Source organism: Albidovulum sediminicola (assembly GCF_025751575.1).
Classification (GTDB): domain Bacteria; phylum Pseudomonadota; class Alphaproteobacteria; order Rhodobacterales; family Rhodobacteraceae; genus Albidovulum; species Albidovulum sediminicola.
This window is the reverse complement of record NZ_JAOWLA010000001.1, coordinates 110,570-126,081: the sequence shown is the minus strand read 5'-3', so window position 1 is coordinate 126,081 and position 15,512 is coordinate 110,570. Positions and strand designations below refer to the sequence as shown.

The 15,512-nt window shown below is 65.5% G+C and carries 13 protein-coding genes; 4 read left to right on the top strand and 9 right to left on the bottom strand.

Features of this window, described 5'->3' with window-relative positions:
• Positions 1 to 27: 27 nt before the first annotated feature.
• Positions 28 to 621 (bottom strand): HD family hydrolase, encoded by a 594-nt coding sequence (locus OE647_RS00655; protein ID WP_263719659.1) that lies wholly within the window; start codon positions 619 to 621, stop codon positions 28 to 30.
• A gap of 141 nt (positions 622 to 762) precedes the next feature.
• Here OE647_RS00655 and ahcY point away from each other — a divergent pair, with 141 nt between their 5' ends.
• The gene (ahcY, locus tag OE647_RS00650; protein ID WP_263719658.1) at positions 763 to 2,157 is read left to right on the top strand and encodes an adenosylhomocysteinase; all 1,395 of its coding nucleotides are present in this window, start codon (positions 763 to 765) and stop codon (positions 2,155 to 2,157) included.
• A gap of 284 nt (positions 2,158 to 2,441) precedes the next feature.
• Here the strand turns inward: ahcY and OE647_RS00645 are convergent, their stop codons facing one another.
• Together OE647_RS00645 and secA are read right to left on the bottom strand one after the other, a co-directional pair.
• Positions 2,442 to 2,582, bottom strand: coding sequence for an entericidin A/B family lipoprotein (locus OE647_RS00645; protein ID WP_263719657.1), 141 nt, complete (start codon positions 2,580 to 2,582; stop codon positions 2,442 to 2,444).
• Positions 2,583 to 2,738: 156 nt separating this feature from the next.
• Entirely contained in the window at positions 2,739 to 5,456 is a 2,718-nt protein-coding gene (gene secA, locus OE647_RS00640; RefSeq protein WP_263719656.1) for a preprotein translocase subunit SecA, read from the bottom strand.
• 184 nt (positions 5,457 to 5,640) lie between these two features.
• Between secA and OE647_RS00635 the strand changes: the two genes are divergently transcribed.
• From OE647_RS00635 to OE647_RS00625, 3 genes are read left to right on the top strand one after another with little or no spacing between them, the layout of a single operon-like run.
• The gene (locus tag OE647_RS00635) at positions 5,641 to 6,483 is read left to right on the top strand and encodes a peptidylprolyl isomerase (RefSeq protein WP_263719655.1); all 843 of its coding nucleotides are present in this window, start codon (positions 5,641 to 5,643) and stop codon (positions 6,481 to 6,483) included.
• A 25-nt stretch (positions 6,484 to 6,508) separates the two neighbouring features.
• Positions 6,509 to 7,870, top strand: a complete 1,362-nt coding sequence (argJ, locus tag OE647_RS00630) for a bifunctional glutamate N-acetyltransferase/amino-acid acetyltransferase ArgJ (protein WP_263719654.1) — start codon at positions 6,509 to 6,511, stop codon at positions 7,868 to 7,870.
• Positions 7,867 to 8,268, top strand: coding sequence for a (deoxy)nucleoside triphosphate pyrophosphohydrolase (locus OE647_RS00625; RefSeq protein WP_263719653.1), 402 nt, complete (start codon positions 7,867 to 7,869; stop codon positions 8,266 to 8,268). The genes argJ and OE647_RS00625 overlap by 4 nt, the downstream gene beginning before the upstream one ends.
• Positions 8,269 to 8,574: 306 nt before the next feature.
• On the opposite strand, the gene infB is transcribed toward OE647_RS00625, so the two are convergent.
• The 6 genes from infB to pip form a co-directional block, all read right to left on the bottom strand.
• The gene (infB, locus tag OE647_RS00620) at positions 8,575 to 11,106 is read right to left on the bottom strand and encodes a translation initiation factor IF-2 (protein ID WP_263719652.1); all 2,532 of its coding nucleotides are present in this window, start codon (positions 11,104 to 11,106) and stop codon (positions 8,575 to 8,577) included.
• A complete protein-coding gene (locus OE647_RS00615) occupies positions 11,103 to 11,732 on the bottom strand; it encodes an RNA-binding protein (RefSeq protein WP_263719651.1) in 630 nt (209 codons plus the stop codon). The genes infB and OE647_RS00615 overlap by 4 nt, the downstream gene beginning before the upstream one ends.
• Before the next feature lie 19 nt (positions 11,733 to 11,751).
• Positions 11,752 to 13,368 (bottom strand): transcription termination factor NusA, encoded by a 1,617-nt coding sequence (gene nusA / locus OE647_RS00610; RefSeq protein WP_263719650.1) that lies wholly within the window; start codon positions 13,366 to 13,368, stop codon positions 11,752 to 11,754.
• Between the two features lies 1 nt (position 13,369).
• A complete protein-coding gene (gene rimP, locus OE647_RS00605) occupies positions 13,370 to 13,939 on the bottom strand; it encodes a ribosome maturation factor RimP (protein WP_263719649.1) in 570 nt (189 codons plus the stop codon).
• 123 nt (positions 13,940 to 14,062) lie between these two features.
• Positions 14,063 to 14,527: a tryptophan-rich sensory protein TspO gene (gene tspO, locus OE647_RS00600; protein WP_263719648.1), complete on the bottom strand. Its 465-nt coding sequence runs from the start codon at positions 14,525 to 14,527 to the stop codon at positions 14,063 to 14,065.
• Positions 14,524 to 15,492: a prolyl aminopeptidase gene (gene pip, locus OE647_RS00595; protein WP_263719647.1), complete on the bottom strand. Its 969-nt coding sequence runs from the start codon at positions 15,490 to 15,492 to the stop codon at positions 14,524 to 14,526. The genes tspO and pip overlap by 4 nt, the downstream gene beginning before the upstream one ends.
• Positions 15,493 to 15,512: the final 20 nt, after the last annotated feature.

The window sequence follows — 15,512 nt, the reverse complement described above, 5'->3', positions numbered from 1 at the left end:
GGGGCGCCCTCGATCGCGGGCGCCCCGTCAGCCCTCCGCAAGGAGGCGCGCGAAACGTTGCAGGAATTGCGCGCGGACCTCGACCGGGGGACGCAGCAGGATTTCGACCGGCCCGGTCAGCGGCAATTCCGGCCCGCCGAAGAGCTTCGTGGCCTCGCCATCGGTAAAGCCCGCGATCTTCACCGCCTCGTGCCAGGCAGAGATACGATCCGCGCGCTTGATTTCCTTCTTGATCGGCCCGGGAAGCGTGGCGGGCAGGCCGAAACGCAGATGGACCGCGGCCGTCAGCCGATCGTCGAGTGCGCCGTAACCCGGCCCCACCGCGGCTTTGACCGGGCTGATCATGTCTCCGATCACATATTCCGGCGCATCATGCAAAAGTGCGGCCAAACGCCAGCGCAGGGCGATGCCGGGATTGAGGCGGGCGAAGATCTCCTCGACCAGAAGAGAATGCTCGGCCACCGAATAGGGCCAGTCGCCCAGGGTCTGCCCGTTCCAGCGTGCGACGAAGGCGAGCCCGTGGGCGATGTCCTCGACCTCGATGTCCATCGGGGTCGGGTCCAGAAGGTCGAGCCTGCGGCCCGACAGCATCCTTTGCCATGCGCGTGGGGTCTTGGCCATGGGATCCTCCGTTCCCGCGATGACTAGGCGCTTGTCGGGGCCAAGTAAACTGGCGGGGAGAGGGAAACCGCCCCGGCGATTGCCCGCAGGCGGTCCCGGTGGTATGGGACCCGTCAAAGAGATTTTCGGGAACGCTGGGACATGGCCAAGGACTACATCATCAGGGACATCGCTCTTGCCGGCTACGGCCGCAAGGAGCTGGATATCGCCGAAACGGAAATGCCGGGGCTGATGGCCCTGCGCGCGGAATTCGGCGCCGCGCAGCCGCTGAAAGGCGCGCGCATCGCCGGCTCGCTGCACATGACCGTGCAGACCGCCGTGCTGATCGAGACGCTGACGGCGCTGGGCGCGGATGTCCGCTGGGCCTCGTGCAACATCTTCTCCACCCAGGATCACGCGGCGGCCGCGATCGCCGAAGCGGGCATCCCGGTCTTTGCCATCAAGGGCGAGACGCTGGAGGAATACTGGGCCTATACCGACCAGATCTTCCAGTTCGCCGAAGGCACCTGCAACATGATCCTCGATGACGGCGGGGATGCAACGCTTTACATCCTTCTGGGCGCACGGGTCGAAGCGGGCGAGACGGGGCTGATCGAGGTTCCGTCCTCGGAGGAGGAGGTTTGCCTCTTCAACCAGATCAAGAAGCGGCTGAAGGAAAGCCCCGGCTGGTTTACCAAGCAGCGCGACGCGATCCAGGGCGTGTCGGAGGAAACCACGACCGGCGTGCATCGCCTTTACGATCTGCACAAGAAGGGCCTGCTGCCCTTCCCGGCAATCAACGTCAACGACAGTGTCACCAAGTCGAAGTTCGACAACAAGTACGGCTGCAAGGAAAGCCTGGTGGACGGCATCCGCCGCGCGACCGACGTGATGATGGCGGGCAAGGTCGCGGTCGTCTGCGGCTACGGCGACGTGGGCAAGGGCTCCGCCGCGTCCCTGCGCGGCGCGGGCGCCCGCGTGAAGGTGACCGAGGTCGATCCGATCTGCGCCCTTCAGGCGGCGATGGACGGGTTCGAGGTCGTGGTGCTGGAAGACGTCGTCCACGACGCTGACATCTTCATCACCACCACCGGCAACAAGGACGTGATCCGCATCGAGCATATGCGCGAGATGAAGAACATGGCCATCGTCGGCAACATCGGCCACTTCGACAACGAGATCCAGGTCGCCGCGCTGAAGAACCACAAATGGACCAACATCAAGGACCAGGTGGACATGATCGAGATGCCCTCGGGCAACAAGATCATCCTGCTCTCGGAAGGCCGGCTGCTGAACCTCGGCAACGCCACCGGCCACCCGTCCTTCGTGATGTCGGCCTCCTTCACCAACCAGGTGCTGGCACAGCTCGAGCTTTGGACCAAGGGCGCGGAATATCAGCCGGGCGTCTACATCCTGCCCAAGCATCTGGATGAAAAGGTCGCGCGCCTGCACCTGGCCAAGATCGGCGTCAAGCTGACCCAGCTGCGCCCGGATCAGGCCGACTACATCGGCGTGACCGTCGACGGCCCCTACAAGTCGGATCATTACCGCTACTGAGCGGTCCTTTCGCGGACCTCCGTTTCGGCGGGGGTCCATTTCCTGCCGGGCATGGATCAGTGGGCCGTCACGAGTGACAGCCCCGAATACGACGATGCGAGGATCACCGCCCTCACGGATTACGTCGCCGATAACCTCAGGTAAGCTGGGCGTATCTCGCGCTGCGCTTGAGGAGACCCCGGGCCCGCAGGCCGGAGTTTTCTTTTATGGCTGTGAACCGGGTGTGAAAAAACCGGGGCAGAGTTTCCCTGCCGCCGGTCATGCGCATGGCCTTGGTCGCGCGCTCAGTACTGCGCGTCCCGGGCCGTGCCCTCCACGGCCTCGCCCGCGATCTGCATATCGCGGCCTGCGCCCTTCACGGTTTCGCAGGCGCTCAGCACCATCATCGACAGCGCAGCGAGGGCGGTGAAAGTCTTGCGGGTCATGGGTCCTCCATTTGCAGCCTAACACGGACGGAACGCACGAATCCGGAAGCGGCTCCACAGGTCCGTCGTGCACTCATCATAACACAGACCGGCGCGGGCCGCCGCCCAATCAGGCGGACGGCACGCGCTGTCCCGGGGCCTGCGCGGGGGGACCGCTCAGAGCTTGCCGTGGCAGTGCTTGAACTTCTCGCCGGATCCGCAGGGGCAGGGATCGTTGCGGCTGGGATTGCCCCAGGTCGCCGGATCGCTTTCCACGAAGCCCGCCGCAGCACCGGCGCCGACGGTCGCAAGAGCGGGCGCGGGCGCTGCTTCCGGGGCAGGTGCCTCCACGGGCGCGCGCTGCGCCTGCTGGGCCGCGACCATCTGCTGGACCATCGCCGCCTGCTCCTCCTCGGTCAGCGGCCGGACCTTGGAAAGCTTCTCCGTCACCTCGACGCGTAGACCGTTGAGCAGGCTTTCGAACAGCGCGAAGGCCTCGGTCTTGTATTCCGACAGCGGGTCGCGCTGGGCATAGCCGCGGAAGCCCACGACCGAGCGCAGATGTTCGAGCGTGACGAGGTGCTCGCGCCACTTGCCGTCGATCGTTTGCAGAAGGAACTGCTTTTCGATCTGGCGCATGGTCTCGGCGCCGAAGGCCTCGGACTTCTCGGCGGCAAGCTTGTCGCTGGCCTCATACATCCGCTCGCGGATGACCTCCTGGTCGACGCCTTCTTCCTCCGCCCAGGCCGCCAGCGGCAGGTCGAGCGCGAGCGCATCGAGCGACCGCTTCGCAAGCCCGTCGATATCCCACTGTTCGGCATAGGACTTGGGCGGCAGGTATTCGTCGACCAGGTCGTCGATGACCTGGTGGCGCATGTCCTGGACGATGTCTTCCAGGTCCTCGGCCTGCATGATCTCCAGCCGCTGGCCAAAGATCGCCTTGCGCTGGTCGTTCATCGTGTCGTCGAATTTCAGCAACTGCTTGCGGATGTCGAAGTTGCGCCCCTCGACCTTGGCCTGCGCGCGTTCCAGCGACTTGTTCACCCAAGGGTGGATGATCGCCTCGCCCTCTTTCATGCCCAGCGTGGACAGAACCTTGTCGAGCCGCTCGGACCCGAAGATCCGCATCAGGTCATCCTCAAGCGAGAGGTAGAAGGAGGACCGCCCGGGGTCGCCCTGGCGGCCCGAGCGACCGCGCAGCTGGTTGTCGATACGGCGGCTTTCGTGGCGCTCGGTCGCCAGAACGTAAAGCCCGCCCGCGTCCAGGACCTTCTGCTTCTCGTCGGCGTGTTCCGCCTCGATCCGGGCGCGCACCTCGTCGGGGTGGGCTTCGGGATCGGCGGCCAGCGCCTGCATCACCTTGATCTCGACATTGCCGCCAAGCTGGATGTCGGTGCCGCGGCCAGCCATGTTGGTGGCGATGGTCACGGCGCCAAGCTTGCCGGCCTCGGCAACGATCAGGGCCTCGCGTTCATGCTGGCGGGCGTTCAGCACCTCGTGCTTGATGCCCTCCTTGGTCAGCATGTGCGAAAGCATTTCCGACTTCTCGATCGAGGTGGTGCCCACCAGGATCGGCTGTCCCTTCGCATTGGCTTCCCGGATGCGCTCGACGATGGCGAGGTATTTCTCGCGCGCCGTGCGGAAGACCTGGTCGTGATCGTCGATCCGCTGGACCGGGCGGTTGGTCGGAACCTCGACCACGCCCAGCTTGTAGATCTCCATGAACTCCTCGGCCTCGGTCGCGGCGGTGCCGGTCATCCCGGCAAGCTTGTCGTAAAGGCGGAAGTAGTTCTGGAAGGTGACGGAGGCGAGCGTGACGTTCTCCGGCTGGATCTGGACGCCTTCCTTGGCCTCGATCGCCTGGTGGAGCCCGTCCGACAGGCGCCGGCCCTTCATCATGCGGCCGGTGAATTCGTCGATCAGGATGATCTCGCCGTCGCGAACGATGTAGTGCTGGTCCTTCTGGAACAGCTTGTGGGCCCGCAGCGCCTGGTTGGCGTGGTGGACGATCGTCGTGGATTCCGGATCGTAAAGGGTCTGGCCCTCGGGCAGGACCCCGGCTTCCCAGAGGATGTTCTCAAGAAGCTCGTTACCCTCTTCGGTGAAGGTGGCGTTGCGGGTCTTTTCATCCAGCGTGTAGTGTTCCTCGGTCAGCCGCGGGATGAAGGTGTCGAGCGTCTTGTAAAGCTCTGACCGATCCTGGCTGGGGCCCGAGATGATCAGCGGCGTGCGGGCCTCGTCGATGAGGATGGAGTCGACCTCGTCCACGATCGCGAAATAGTGACCGCGCTGCGACATGTCCTCGATCCGGCCCTTCATGTTGTCGCGAAGGTAGTCGAAGCCCAGTTCGTTGTTGGTCGCATAGGTGATGTCGGCGCGGTAAGCCTCGCGCTTTTCCTGATCCGGCTGGAAGGGATAGACCACGCCCGTGGTCATGCCGAGCGCGCCGAAGACCTTGCTCATCCATTCGGCGTCGCGTTTTGCCAGATAGTCGTTGACCGTGACGATATGCACGCCTCGCCCGGTCAGCGCGTTCAGATAGGCCGGGAAGGTCGCGACGAGCGTCTTGCCCTCGCCGGTCTTCATCTCGGAAATATTGCCCTGGTGCAGGAAGATCCCGCCCTTCAGCTGCACGTCGAAGGCGCGCAGGCCCAAGGCCCGGCGTGCGCCCTCGCGGCAGTTCGCAAAGGCTTCGGGCAGCACCGAGTCCAGGCTTTCGCCGTTTTGGACGCGCTCCTGCAGTTCGCGGGTCTTTTCCTTCAGCCCGTCGTCGGAAAGGCTCTGAAACTCGGGCTCCAGCGCGTTGATCTTGGCGACCAGCGGACGAACCGATTTGACCTTGCGATCGTTCGGCGTGCCGAAGACCTTCTTCGTGAGTGTTCCGAGGCCCAGCATATTTTCTCCGCTCGGGTAGGACTGACGGTTCCTGCGAATGCGGCTTGCCGCCACCCCTCGCGTTGCCTAGAAGTGCAACGAAACCTGGGCAGGCGCGGCCCCCGCAGGACCCCACGCGATGTAAGGGGCTGAGGCGGGATAGTCAACGCCGCAGGGTCTTGCGGCACGAGCGGGAGGCATCACGATGTCGAAACAGACGAAACTTTGGGCCGCGGCCCTGGCGCTGGTCCTGGTGGGCCCCGCGGCCGCCGACGAGCCTGTGGCCGACACCGTGGTGGCGACCGTGAATGGTACCGACATCACGCTTGGCCAGATGATCGCCCTGCGGGAGGCGCTGCCCGCGCAATACCTGTCGATGGAAGACCAGCAGCTTTTCGACGGCATTCTGGAACAGTTGATCCAGCAGACCGCGCTTGCGCAGGAAGTGCCGGAGCCGCTCTCGCCGCGCGACAGCCTGACGATCGCGAACCAGCGCCTGGCCTATCTCGCGAACGAGGCGCTGAACGACATCGCCGATGCCGCCGTGACGGATGAGGCGCTTCAGGCCCTTTATGACGAGAAATACGGCAAGGCCGATCCGGGCACCGAGTATCACGCGGCCCATATCCTTGTCGCGACCGAGGAAGAGGCCAAGGCGATCCGGGCCGAGCTGGACGGCGGCGCCGATTTCGCGGCACTGGCCACGGAAAAATCGACCGGCCCCTCGGGTCCGAACGGTGGCGACCTGGGCTGGTTCGGCCTTGGCATGATGGTAAAGCCCTTCGAGGACGCGGTTGTCGCGCTGAAAGCCGATGAGCTGTCCGATCCGGTGCAGACGCAATTCGGCTGGCATGTGATCAAGCTGATGGAGACCCGCGCCGCCACCCTGCCGACGCTGGAGGAAACCCGCGACGAACTGGCGGGCGAGTTGCAGCAGAAGGCCGTGGAGGCGCAGGTCACGCAACTGACCGAAACCGCCGAAGTGACCCGGAACGTCGAGGGGATGGACCCGGCGATCCTGAAGAACACCGCACTGATCGACAACTGACCAAGCGCTGAGGGGGGGGACCGACATGGCCAAGAAGGATGCGGAACTGAAGGCCGATCTCAAGAAGCTGAAGGAAAAGGTCCAGAAGCTGCGCAAGAAGGTCAGGAAGTCCGCCAAGGTCGAGGCACCGGCGGGCAAGGCCCCGAACCCGGTTTCCCCCCTCGCCCCCAAGGACGGTTTCCCCGCCCTGCCCCGGATCGCTGGGGTGGAGTTCGCCGCCGTCGCCGCCGGCGTCCGCTATGCCGGGCGCACCGACGTGATGCTCGCGCGGCTTGCCCCAGGCACGGCGCTTGCGGGGGCGTTTACCCGGTCCTCGACCCGCGCGGCCTGCGTCCTGGATTGCCAGGCGAAGCTCAAGGGCACCCCCTACAGCGACGCGGGCGCGGCGATCGTCGTGAACTCCGGCAATGCCAACGCCTTTACCGGCAAGGCTGGCCAGGCGTCGGTGGATGCCGTGACCGGCGCTGTCGCGGCGGCCTTGGGCATGCCTGCGTCGCGTGTGCTCTCGTCCTCGACCGGCGTGATTGGCGAGCCGCTGCCGCATGACCGCATCATCGCGAAGCTACCCGATCTGACCGCCGCGCTGGACGAGGGCGGGATCGAGATGGCCGCCCGCGCGATCATGACCACCGACACTTTCCCCAAGGGCGCCGCGGCCGAGATCGCGGGCGAGGGCGGCACGATCCGCATCGCCGGGATCGCCAAGGGCTCGGGCATGATCGCGCCCGACATGGCGACGATGCTCGTCTATGTCTTCACCGATGCCGCCATCTCGGCCAAGGCGTTGCAGAAGATGGTGTCGCGCCAGGTGGATGACACGTTCAACGCGATCACCGTGGACAGCGACACCTCGACCTCCGACGCGCTCGTCGTCGCGGCGACCGGCATGTCGGACGCGGCCCCGATCACCGATCTGCGCGGCAAGGTTGCCCGCGCCTTCGAGACCGCCCTGCGCGGCGTGATGATGGACCTCGCGCATCAGGTCGTGAAGGACGGCGAGGGCGCCACCAAGTTCGTCGAGGTGCGCGTGACCGGCGCCACCGATGCCGCCGATGCCCACAAGATCGCCATGGCCATCGCGAATTCACCGCTGGTCAAGACCGCGATCGCGGGGCAGGACGCCAACTGGGGCCGCATCGTTGCCGCCATCGGCAAGTCCGGCGGGCGCGCCGACCGGGACCTGATCTCGATCCGGTTCGGCGATCTGCTGGTCGCGGAAAAGGGCTGGCGGGTTCCTGATTACAGCGAGGAAGCGGCCTCGGCCTACATGAAGAGCCAGGAGCTTCTGATCCATGTCGATCTGGGCCTTGGCAAGGCGGCCAAGAGCGTCTGGACCTGCGACCTGACGCATCGCTACATCGACATCAACGCCGACTACCGGTCGTGACGCGCGTCATTCTGGTTTCGGCCGTCGCGCTGATCGACGCGGATGGGCGGGTTCTGCTTGCGCAGCGCCCGGAGGGCAAGTCATTGGCCGGCCTGTGGGAATTTCCCGGCGGCAAGGTCGAGCCCGGCGAAAGCCCCGAGGCCGCGCTGATCCGGGAGCTGCATGAGGAACTGGGCATCGACACCTGGAAAAGCTGTCTGGCGCCCCTGACCTTCGCCAGCCACGCCTATGAGGATTTCCACCTGCTGATGCCGCTTTTTGCCTGCCGCAAATGGCAGGGCATCCCACAGGCGAACGAAGGTCAGAAGCTTGCATGGGTGCGCGCGCAGGACCTGCGCAACTACCCCATGCCGCCTGCCGATCTGCCGCTGATCCCGATCCTGCGCGACTGGCTCTGACAGGGTGATGGCATGCCATGAGTCATTTTGTTTCCAAAATGACCCGAAATATGGCAGAAATTTTATCACTCGAGTTAAACAGGCAACGAATCGAGACAGATAGACAGCAGCCCAACCAGGGGAGACGGGGCAATGCTGAGGACAATCGTCATCGGAAGTTGCGTTCAGGTTCAAGGAACCTTTGAACGGGAGTTGTCCGACGGGAAGATCCAGATCCGCGTCGGCAACAAGATCTACGAAGGATACCCGGTATCAAAAAAGGCCGCCTGAAGGGGCGGCCTTTTCCTTGTTCCTCGGTCGGATCCGTCAGCTGAGCTTGCGCTCAACCTCCTCACGCTCGAAGATCTCGATGACGTCGTCCTTGCGGACGTCGTCGTAGCTCTCGAACGCCATGCCGCATTCCTGGCCCGACTGCACTTCCTTGACCTCATCCTTGAAGCGCTTGAGCGTCTTGAGCGTGCCCTCGTGGATGACGACGTTGTCGCGCAGAAGGCGCACGCCGGCCGAACGGCGCGCGACGCCCTCGGTGACGAGGCAGCCGGCGACCTTGCCGACGCCCGAAACCTTGAAGACTTCGAGGATCTTGGCATAACCGATGAAGTTTTCGCGCACCTCGGCCTTCAGCAGGCCCGAGGCCGCCGCCTTGATGTCATCAACCAGGTCGTAGATGATCGAGTAATACCGGATCTCCACGCCCTTCTGGTTGGCGGCATTGCGCGCGGGGGCGTTGGCGCGGACGTTGAAGCCGATGACCGGCGCACCGGAGGCTTCCGCCAGGCCGATGTCGCTTTCGGTGATCGCGCCGACACCGTAGTGCAGGACGCGCACGCGAACCTCGTCGTTGCCGATCTTTTCCATCGCCTGGACGATCGCCTCGGCCGAGCCCTGCACATCCGCTTTCACGAGGATCGGCAGTTCGGCGACGCTTTCGTCCGCCTTGGCCTTGGCCATCAGCTGTTCCAGCGTGGTCGCGGCGCCGGCGGCGGCGCGCTTGTCCTTGGCGGCCTGGATCCGGTATTCCGCGATCTCGCGCGCCTGGGCTTCGGTTTCGACGACGTTCAGAACGTCGCCGGCCTCGGGCGTGCCGTTCAGGCCCAGAACCTCGACCGGGACCGAGGGGCCGGCGTCCTGAACGCGCTCACCCCTGTCGTTGAGAAGCGCACGGACCTTGCCCCACTGTTCGCCGACGACGAAGATATCGCCCTGACGCAGGGTGCCGTTCTGGACGAGGACGGTCGCGACGGGGCCGCGGCCGACGTCAAGCTTCGCCTCGATCACGGCGCCGGAGGCCGCCCGTTCGGGGTTGGCCTTAAGCTCCAGGATCTCGGCCTGGAGCGCGATCGCGTCCAGAAGCTCGTTCAGGCCCTTGCCGGTCAGCGCCGAAACCTCGACATCCTGCACGTCGCCCGACATCGCCTCGACCACGACCTCATGCAGAAGCAGGTCGGTGCGGACCTTCTGCGGGTTCGCGCTGGGCTTGTCGCACTTGTTGATCGCGACGATCATCGGAACCTTCGCGGCCTTGGCGTGGTTGATCGCCTCGACGGTCTGCGGCATGACCGCATCGTCGGCCGCAACCACCAGGACCACGATATCCGTGACCTGGGCGCCGCGGGCGCGCATCGAGGTGAAGGCCGCGTGGCCCGGCGTGTCGAGGAACGTCACCAAGCTGCCGTTCGGTGTCGTGACCTGGTAGGCGCCGATGTGCTGGGTGATGCCGCCGGCCTCGCCCGAGACCACGTTGGTCTTGCGGATCGCGTCCAGCAGCGAGGTCTTGCCGTGGTCGACGTGGCCCATGATGGTCACGATCGGCGGGCGCGGCAGAAGATCCTCGTCCTTGTCCTCGACCGTGTCGATGACCTGTTCGACGTCCGCGTCCGAGACGCGCACGGCGCGGTGGCCGAATTCCTCGATCACGATCTCGGCGGTGTCGGCGTCGATGGACTGGTTCATCGTCACCATCATGCCCATTTTCATGAGCGCCTTGACCACGTCTGCGGCCCGTTCGGCCATGCGGTTGGCAAGTTCGGAGACGACGATGGTCTCAGGCAGCTGCACGTCGCGGCTTTGCTTTTCGGCCTTCTGACCGAAGCCCATGGCCTTCTGGCGCGCCTTTTCCTGCTTGCGCTTCATCGCGGCGAGCGAGCGCTGGCGACCGCCTTCGCCCGAAAGCGCCTCGGTCAGCGTCAGCTTGCCGGCGCGGCGCGATTCATCGCGGGCGCCGCGGTTGCGGCTGTCGCGGTCGGCCGCTCCGTCACGTTCGCGGTCGGTCTTGCGCGGGCCGACGGCGGCCACGCCCTTGGTCGCGGCGCGCGCGGCGGCGGCTTCCGCCGCGGCCGGATCGGCCGGCGCCGCCGGTTTGGCAGCTGCTGCGGGCTTGCGGACCTCTTCCTTGCGGGCGGCGCGGGCCTCGGCCTCGCGGGCGCGGCGCTCGTCTTCCTCGGCCTTCATGCGAAGCGCTTCCTCGCGCTCGCGCTCCTCGCGTTCCTTCGCCTCGGCCTCGGCCCGGCGGCGCTCACGCTCTTCCTCGCGCGCGCGTTCTTCGGCGGCGCGGGCTTCGGCCTCCTCGACCTCGCGGGCCTTTGCGGCCTGAAGGGCCTTCAGACGGCGCTCCATCTCGGCGTCGGAAATTCCGGCGGGGCGGCGCGAGGGATCGCCGCCGCCAAGGGCGGGTTTGCCGGAGGCCGCAGGCGCGGCCCCGGGCTTCGGCACGACGACGCGCTTGCGCTTCGTCTCGACCACGACGCTTTTCGTGCGGCCATGGCTGAAGCTCTGCTTCACCTGACCGGGACGACCGCCACCGAGGCCGAGAGGTTTTTTACCGTCTGTATCGCTCATGCCGACTTCGTTTCCTTTCCGGCGGGCGAACCGCCGTCGTTTTTCCGCAAGCCATCAAGCTTTGCGGCTTCCTCTACAACACGGATGCTGAGTCCGCCAGACGCAAGCGCGCCGTGTATCACATAATCCCGCCCGAATGCCAGACCGAGCTCCGAGGAGGTCAGGCAGCCGAACCACCGCCCCCCCTGCGGTGTCCAGAGCTTGCCCTTACCCCGGTCCGATCCGTCAGAGGCCTGAAGCAGCACCTTGGCCCGCCCTTCGGCGAGCCAACCCTTCACCTTCTCGAACCCGGCGACGGCCAGCCCGGCCTTGCGGGCCAGCGAGACCAGTTCGACGACCCGCTTGGCAAGCCCGTCCTCGACCATATCGGCAAGGTTGGGCGGAACCGTAACCTGAGCGCGCGCCGCGCGGGCGAAAAGGCCCTTGGCGGCGGCTTTCACGATCGCGCCCCGGTCAGCCGTCACCCAGATGCCCCGTCCCGGCAGTTTCGAAGCCAGGTCGGGCAGCACCTGCCCGTCGGGCGAGACGACGAAGCGGACAAGCCCGGCCTTTGGCTGCACGTCACCCGTGACGATGCAGCGCCGTTCCGGTTCGTCCCTTGTCTTCTCGGTGCCCCCACGGGTCATGCGTCACACGTCCCGAGGCTCAGGCCTCGGCCTCCTCTTCGCCGTCGTCTTCCTGGGCTTCCGCTTCGGCTTCCAGTTCCGCCGGATCGACCCAGCCAAGCTGGATGCGCGCCGTCATCACCAGATGCTGGGCCTCCTCAAGGCTCACGTCGAACTTCTCCAGCAGGCCTTCGTCCTTGACGCGCTCGCCGTTGACGGTCGTCCAGCCGCCGGCCAGCTCCCAGTCGGCGCAGGTGGCGAAGTCTTCCAGCGTCTTGACGCCGTCCTTGGCCAGCGCCTCGATCATCTGCGGGGTCAGGCCCTCGAATTGCACCAGGCTGTCCTCGACGCCAAGCGCGCGGGCGGTTTCGAGCGCCTTGCGGTTCTGCTCTTCGATGAAGTCGCGGGCGCGGGCCTGAAGCTCTTCGGCCGTGCCCTCGTCGACGCCTTCGATCGACAGAAGCTCGTCAAGTTCGACATAGGCGACCTCTTCGAGGCTGGTGAAGCCTTCGGCGACCAGCAGCTGGGCAAAGAACTCGTCCAGATCCAGCGCCTCCATGAAGAGCTTGGTGCGCTCGGCGAACTCGGCCTGGCGGCGTTCGCTTTCCTCGGCCTCGGTCAGGATGTCGATGTCGAGCCCGGTCAGCTGCGAGGCAAGGCGCACGTTCTGGCCCCGCCGTCCGATGGCGAGCGAGAGCTGCTCGTCCGGCACCACGACCTCGATCTTGCCGCCCTCTTCGTCGATGACGACCTTGGAGACTTCGGCCGGCTGCAGCGCGTTCACCAGGAAGGTCGCCTGATCCTCGTTCCACGGGATGATGTCGATCTTCTCGCCCTGAAGCTCGTTCACGACGGCCTGGACGCGGCTGCCGCGCATGCCGACGCAGGCGCCGACCGGGTCGATCGAGTTGTCGTAGGAGATCACGCCGATCTTGGCGCGGCTGCCCGGATCGCGGGCCACGGCCTTGATCTCGATGATGCCGTCGTAGATTTCCGGCACTTCCATCTTGAAGAGCTCGGCCATGAACTGCGGATCGGTGCGGCTGAGGAAGACCTGCGGGCCACGGGCTTCGCGGCGCACGTCCTTGATATAGGCGCGGATGCGGTCGTTCGGGCGGTAGCTTTCGCGGCCGATCTTCTCGTTCCGGCGCAGGATCGCTTCGCCCCGGCCAATGTCGACGATGATGTTGCCGTATTCCTCGCGCTTGACCACGCCGTTGATGATCGAGCCCTTGCGGTCCTTGAATTCCTCGAACTGGCGGTCGCGCTCGGCCTCACGGACCTTCTGCAGGATGACCTGCTTGGCCGATTGCGCGGCGATGCGGCCCAGATCGACCGGGGGAACCTCGTCCACGATCTCGTCCCCGACCTGCGGGTCGGCCATGTATTGCTTGGCCTGCTGGACGGTCAGCTGCGCCTGGTAGTTCTCCACCGCGTCATCCTCGACCACCGTGCGCACACGGGTGAAGCTCGCCCGACCGGTCTTGCGGTCGATGCTCACGCGGATGTCCATTTCGGAGCCGTAGCGGGACTTCGCCGCACGGGCGAGGCTCTCTTCCATCGCCTGGATCACCAGATCCGGGTCGATCATCTTTTCCCGCGCGACCGCCTCGGCTGTCTGCAGAAGCTCGAGCTGGTTGGCAGAGGTAATCGCCATGTCACTCCTCCTCGGAAGTCTCTTCTTCGATGTCGTCGAACTGCGAGCCGTCGGGCGCGGGCTGCGCCTTCTTCTGCCGCAGCATTTCTGTGATCAGCTCGTCGGTCAGCACGAGCTTCGCGTCGGAAAGCCAGTCGAACTTGAGCCCGATGGTGCCTTCTTCGATCTCGATCAGAACCTCGTCGCCCTCGGTTCCCGCGATCTGGCCCTTGAAGCGCTTGCGCCCGTCGATGAGTTCCGAGGTCTCGATCTTGGCCTCGTAGCCCTTCCAGGCCTCGAAATCCTTCAGCCGGGTCAGCGGCCGGTCGATCCCGGGCGAGGAGACCTCAAGATGATAGGCGTCCTCGATCGGGTCCTCGACATCGAGGGCCGCCGAAACGGCGACCGAGATGCGGCCGCAGTCATCCACGTCGATGCCGCCCTCGGGCCGGTCGGCCATGATCTGGAGCGTCTTGGTATTGCCGCCCATCAGCCGGATGCGCACAAGCTCGAATCCCAGACCCTCGATGGTCGGGGTCACGATCTCGGCCAGGCGGCGGTCGATGGCGGTTTTCGCGATCAGGTCTGTCATGGCTTCCAAGCAACAAAAAACGGGCCCTGCGGCCCGTCGATCTTTCCCGGTGGGTTTCGAGTTTGGACCCCGAAACGCCGCTGTTGACGCGGATATACGGTAAGGCGGGCGAGTCTGCAAGCGTTATGAAACGGCGCGGCCGTTATGGCGCCAGATCCAGAAATTCAGCGCTGCCGCGACACCGAGCCAGGCCAGGTAGGGAAGCATCACGAACCCCGCAATCCAGTCGATCGCAAAGAAGGCCCGGACAGTCAGCGCGACCACCACAACCAATGTCACCAGCACGACAAGCCCAAGCCCGATGCGATGGGCGCCGAAGAAGACCGGCGTCCAAAGCGTGTTGAGCGCGAGTTGCGCCGCGAAGAACGCCATGGCGACACCGTTCTCAGGCAGGACAGCGATGCGTGACGCGGCCCAGGCCATCAGGATGTAAAGCGTGGTCCAGACGACGGGAAACACCCATTTCGCCGGGGTCCAAGCGGGCTTCTTCAGGGCCTCGTACCACGTACCGGGCTTGAAGATCACACCGGTTGCCGCCGCCGCGCCACAGGCCAGGAGGAAGATCACGAAGATCCCCCCGCTGCTCATCCCCTCAGCCCGTCCATCACCCGGACAAGCTCGGAACTGATCCCCGGCTCCGACAGGGCGTGGCCCGCGACCGGGATCATGCGCAGCGCCGCCCGCCGCCAGACCTGGGCCAGCGACCAGGCGGTGACCGGCGGGCAGATCATGTCGTAGCGCCCCTGCACGATGGTGCCGGGGATGTCGCGCATGCGCGGCAGGTCGCGCAGGATCTGGCCGTCGGTTTCCAGGAAGCCGTGATTGACGAAGTAGTGGTTTTCCAGCCGGGCGAAGGCGCGGGCGTAATCTGAGGGCGCGTCACCGGCGCAGCCGCCGCTGCCGATGCTCGCAAGGGCGTTTTCCCAGCCCGACCAGGCGCGGCCAAAGCGCGCCTCCTCGGCGTAGTTCCCTGAAAACAGCCGCTTGTGATAGGCAGCGATGAGGTCGCCCTGTTCGTCCTCGGGGATCATGCCCGCGAAGCGTTGCCAGAGATCGGGCCAGAAGGCCCCGGCGCCGCCGCCGTAGAACCAGTCTAGCTCTGCCTGAGTCATCAGGAAGACCCCGCGCAGGACAAGGTGCATCACACGCTCGGGATGCGCCTGCGCGTAGATCAGCCCTAGCGTCGCGCCCCAGCTTCCGCCGAAGACGATCCAGCGGTCGATCCCCAGCGTCTGCCGGATCCGCTCGATATCCGCGACAAGGTGCCAGGTCGTGTTGGCCTCGACCGAGGCGTGGGGTTCGGAGCGCCCGCAGCCGCGCTGGTCGAAAAGCACGACGCGGAACACCGAAGGGTCGAAGAACCGGCGCATCGCGGGTGAGGAGCCGCCACCGGGCCCGCCGTGCAGCACCAGGACCGGCAGGCCGTTGGGCTGGCCGGATTGCTCGACATAGATGCGGTGGCCGTCGCCGACGTCCAGATAGCGCCGGTCGAAGGGTTCGACCTGCAAATAAAGATTGGCGTCTGTGCGCTTTTGCCCTGCGGACCGATCCATGCTTCAACTATATACCGCAA

What these genes read in the sequence shown, in the direction of transcription:
- OE647_RS00655 (WP_263719659.1), bottom strand. Translation starts at nt 621, where the DNA reads ATGGCCAAGACCCCACGCGCATGGCAAAGGATGCTGTCGGGCCGCAGG.
- ahcY (WP_263719658.1), top strand. Translation starts at nt 763, where the DNA reads ATGGCCAAGGACTACATCATCAGGGACATCGCTCTTGCCGGCTACGGC.
- OE647_RS00645 (WP_263719657.1), bottom strand. Translation starts at nt 2,582, where the DNA reads ATGACCCGCAAGACTTTCACCGCCCTCGCTGCGCTGTCGATGATGGTG.
- secA (WP_263719656.1), bottom strand. Translation starts at nt 5,456, where the DNA reads ATGCTGGGCCTCGGAACACTCACGAAGAAGGTCTTCGGCACGCCGAAC.
- OE647_RS00635 (WP_263719655.1), top strand. Translation starts at nt 5,641, where the DNA reads ATGTCGAAACAGACGAAACTTTGGGCCGCGGCCCTGGCGCTGGTCCTG.
- argJ (WP_263719654.1), top strand. Translation starts at nt 6,509, where the DNA reads ATGGCCAAGAAGGATGCGGAACTGAAGGCCGATCTCAAGAAGCTGAAG.
- infB (WP_263719652.1), bottom strand. Translation starts at nt 11,106, where the DNA reads ATGAGCGATACAGACGGTAAAAAACCTCTCGGCCTCGGTGGCGGTCGT.
- OE647_RS00615 (WP_263719651.1), bottom strand. Translation starts at nt 11,732, where the DNA reads ATGACCCGTGGGGGCACCGAGAAGACAAGGGACGAACCGGAACGGCGC.
- nusA (WP_263719650.1), bottom strand. Translation starts at nt 13,368, where the DNA reads ATGGCGATTACCTCTGCCAACCAGCTCGAGCTTCTGCAGACAGCCGAG.
- rimP (WP_263719649.1), bottom strand. Translation starts at nt 13,939, where the DNA reads ATGACAGACCTGATCGCGAAAACCGCCATCGACCGCCGCCTGGCCGAG.
- tspO (WP_263719648.1), bottom strand. Translation starts at nt 14,527, where the DNA reads ATGAGCAGCGGGGGGATCTTCGTGATCTTCCTCCTGGCCTGTGGCGCG.
- pip (WP_263719647.1), bottom strand. Translation starts at nt 15,492, where the DNA reads ATGGATCGGTCCGCAGGGCAAAAGCGCACAGACGCCAATCTTTATTTG.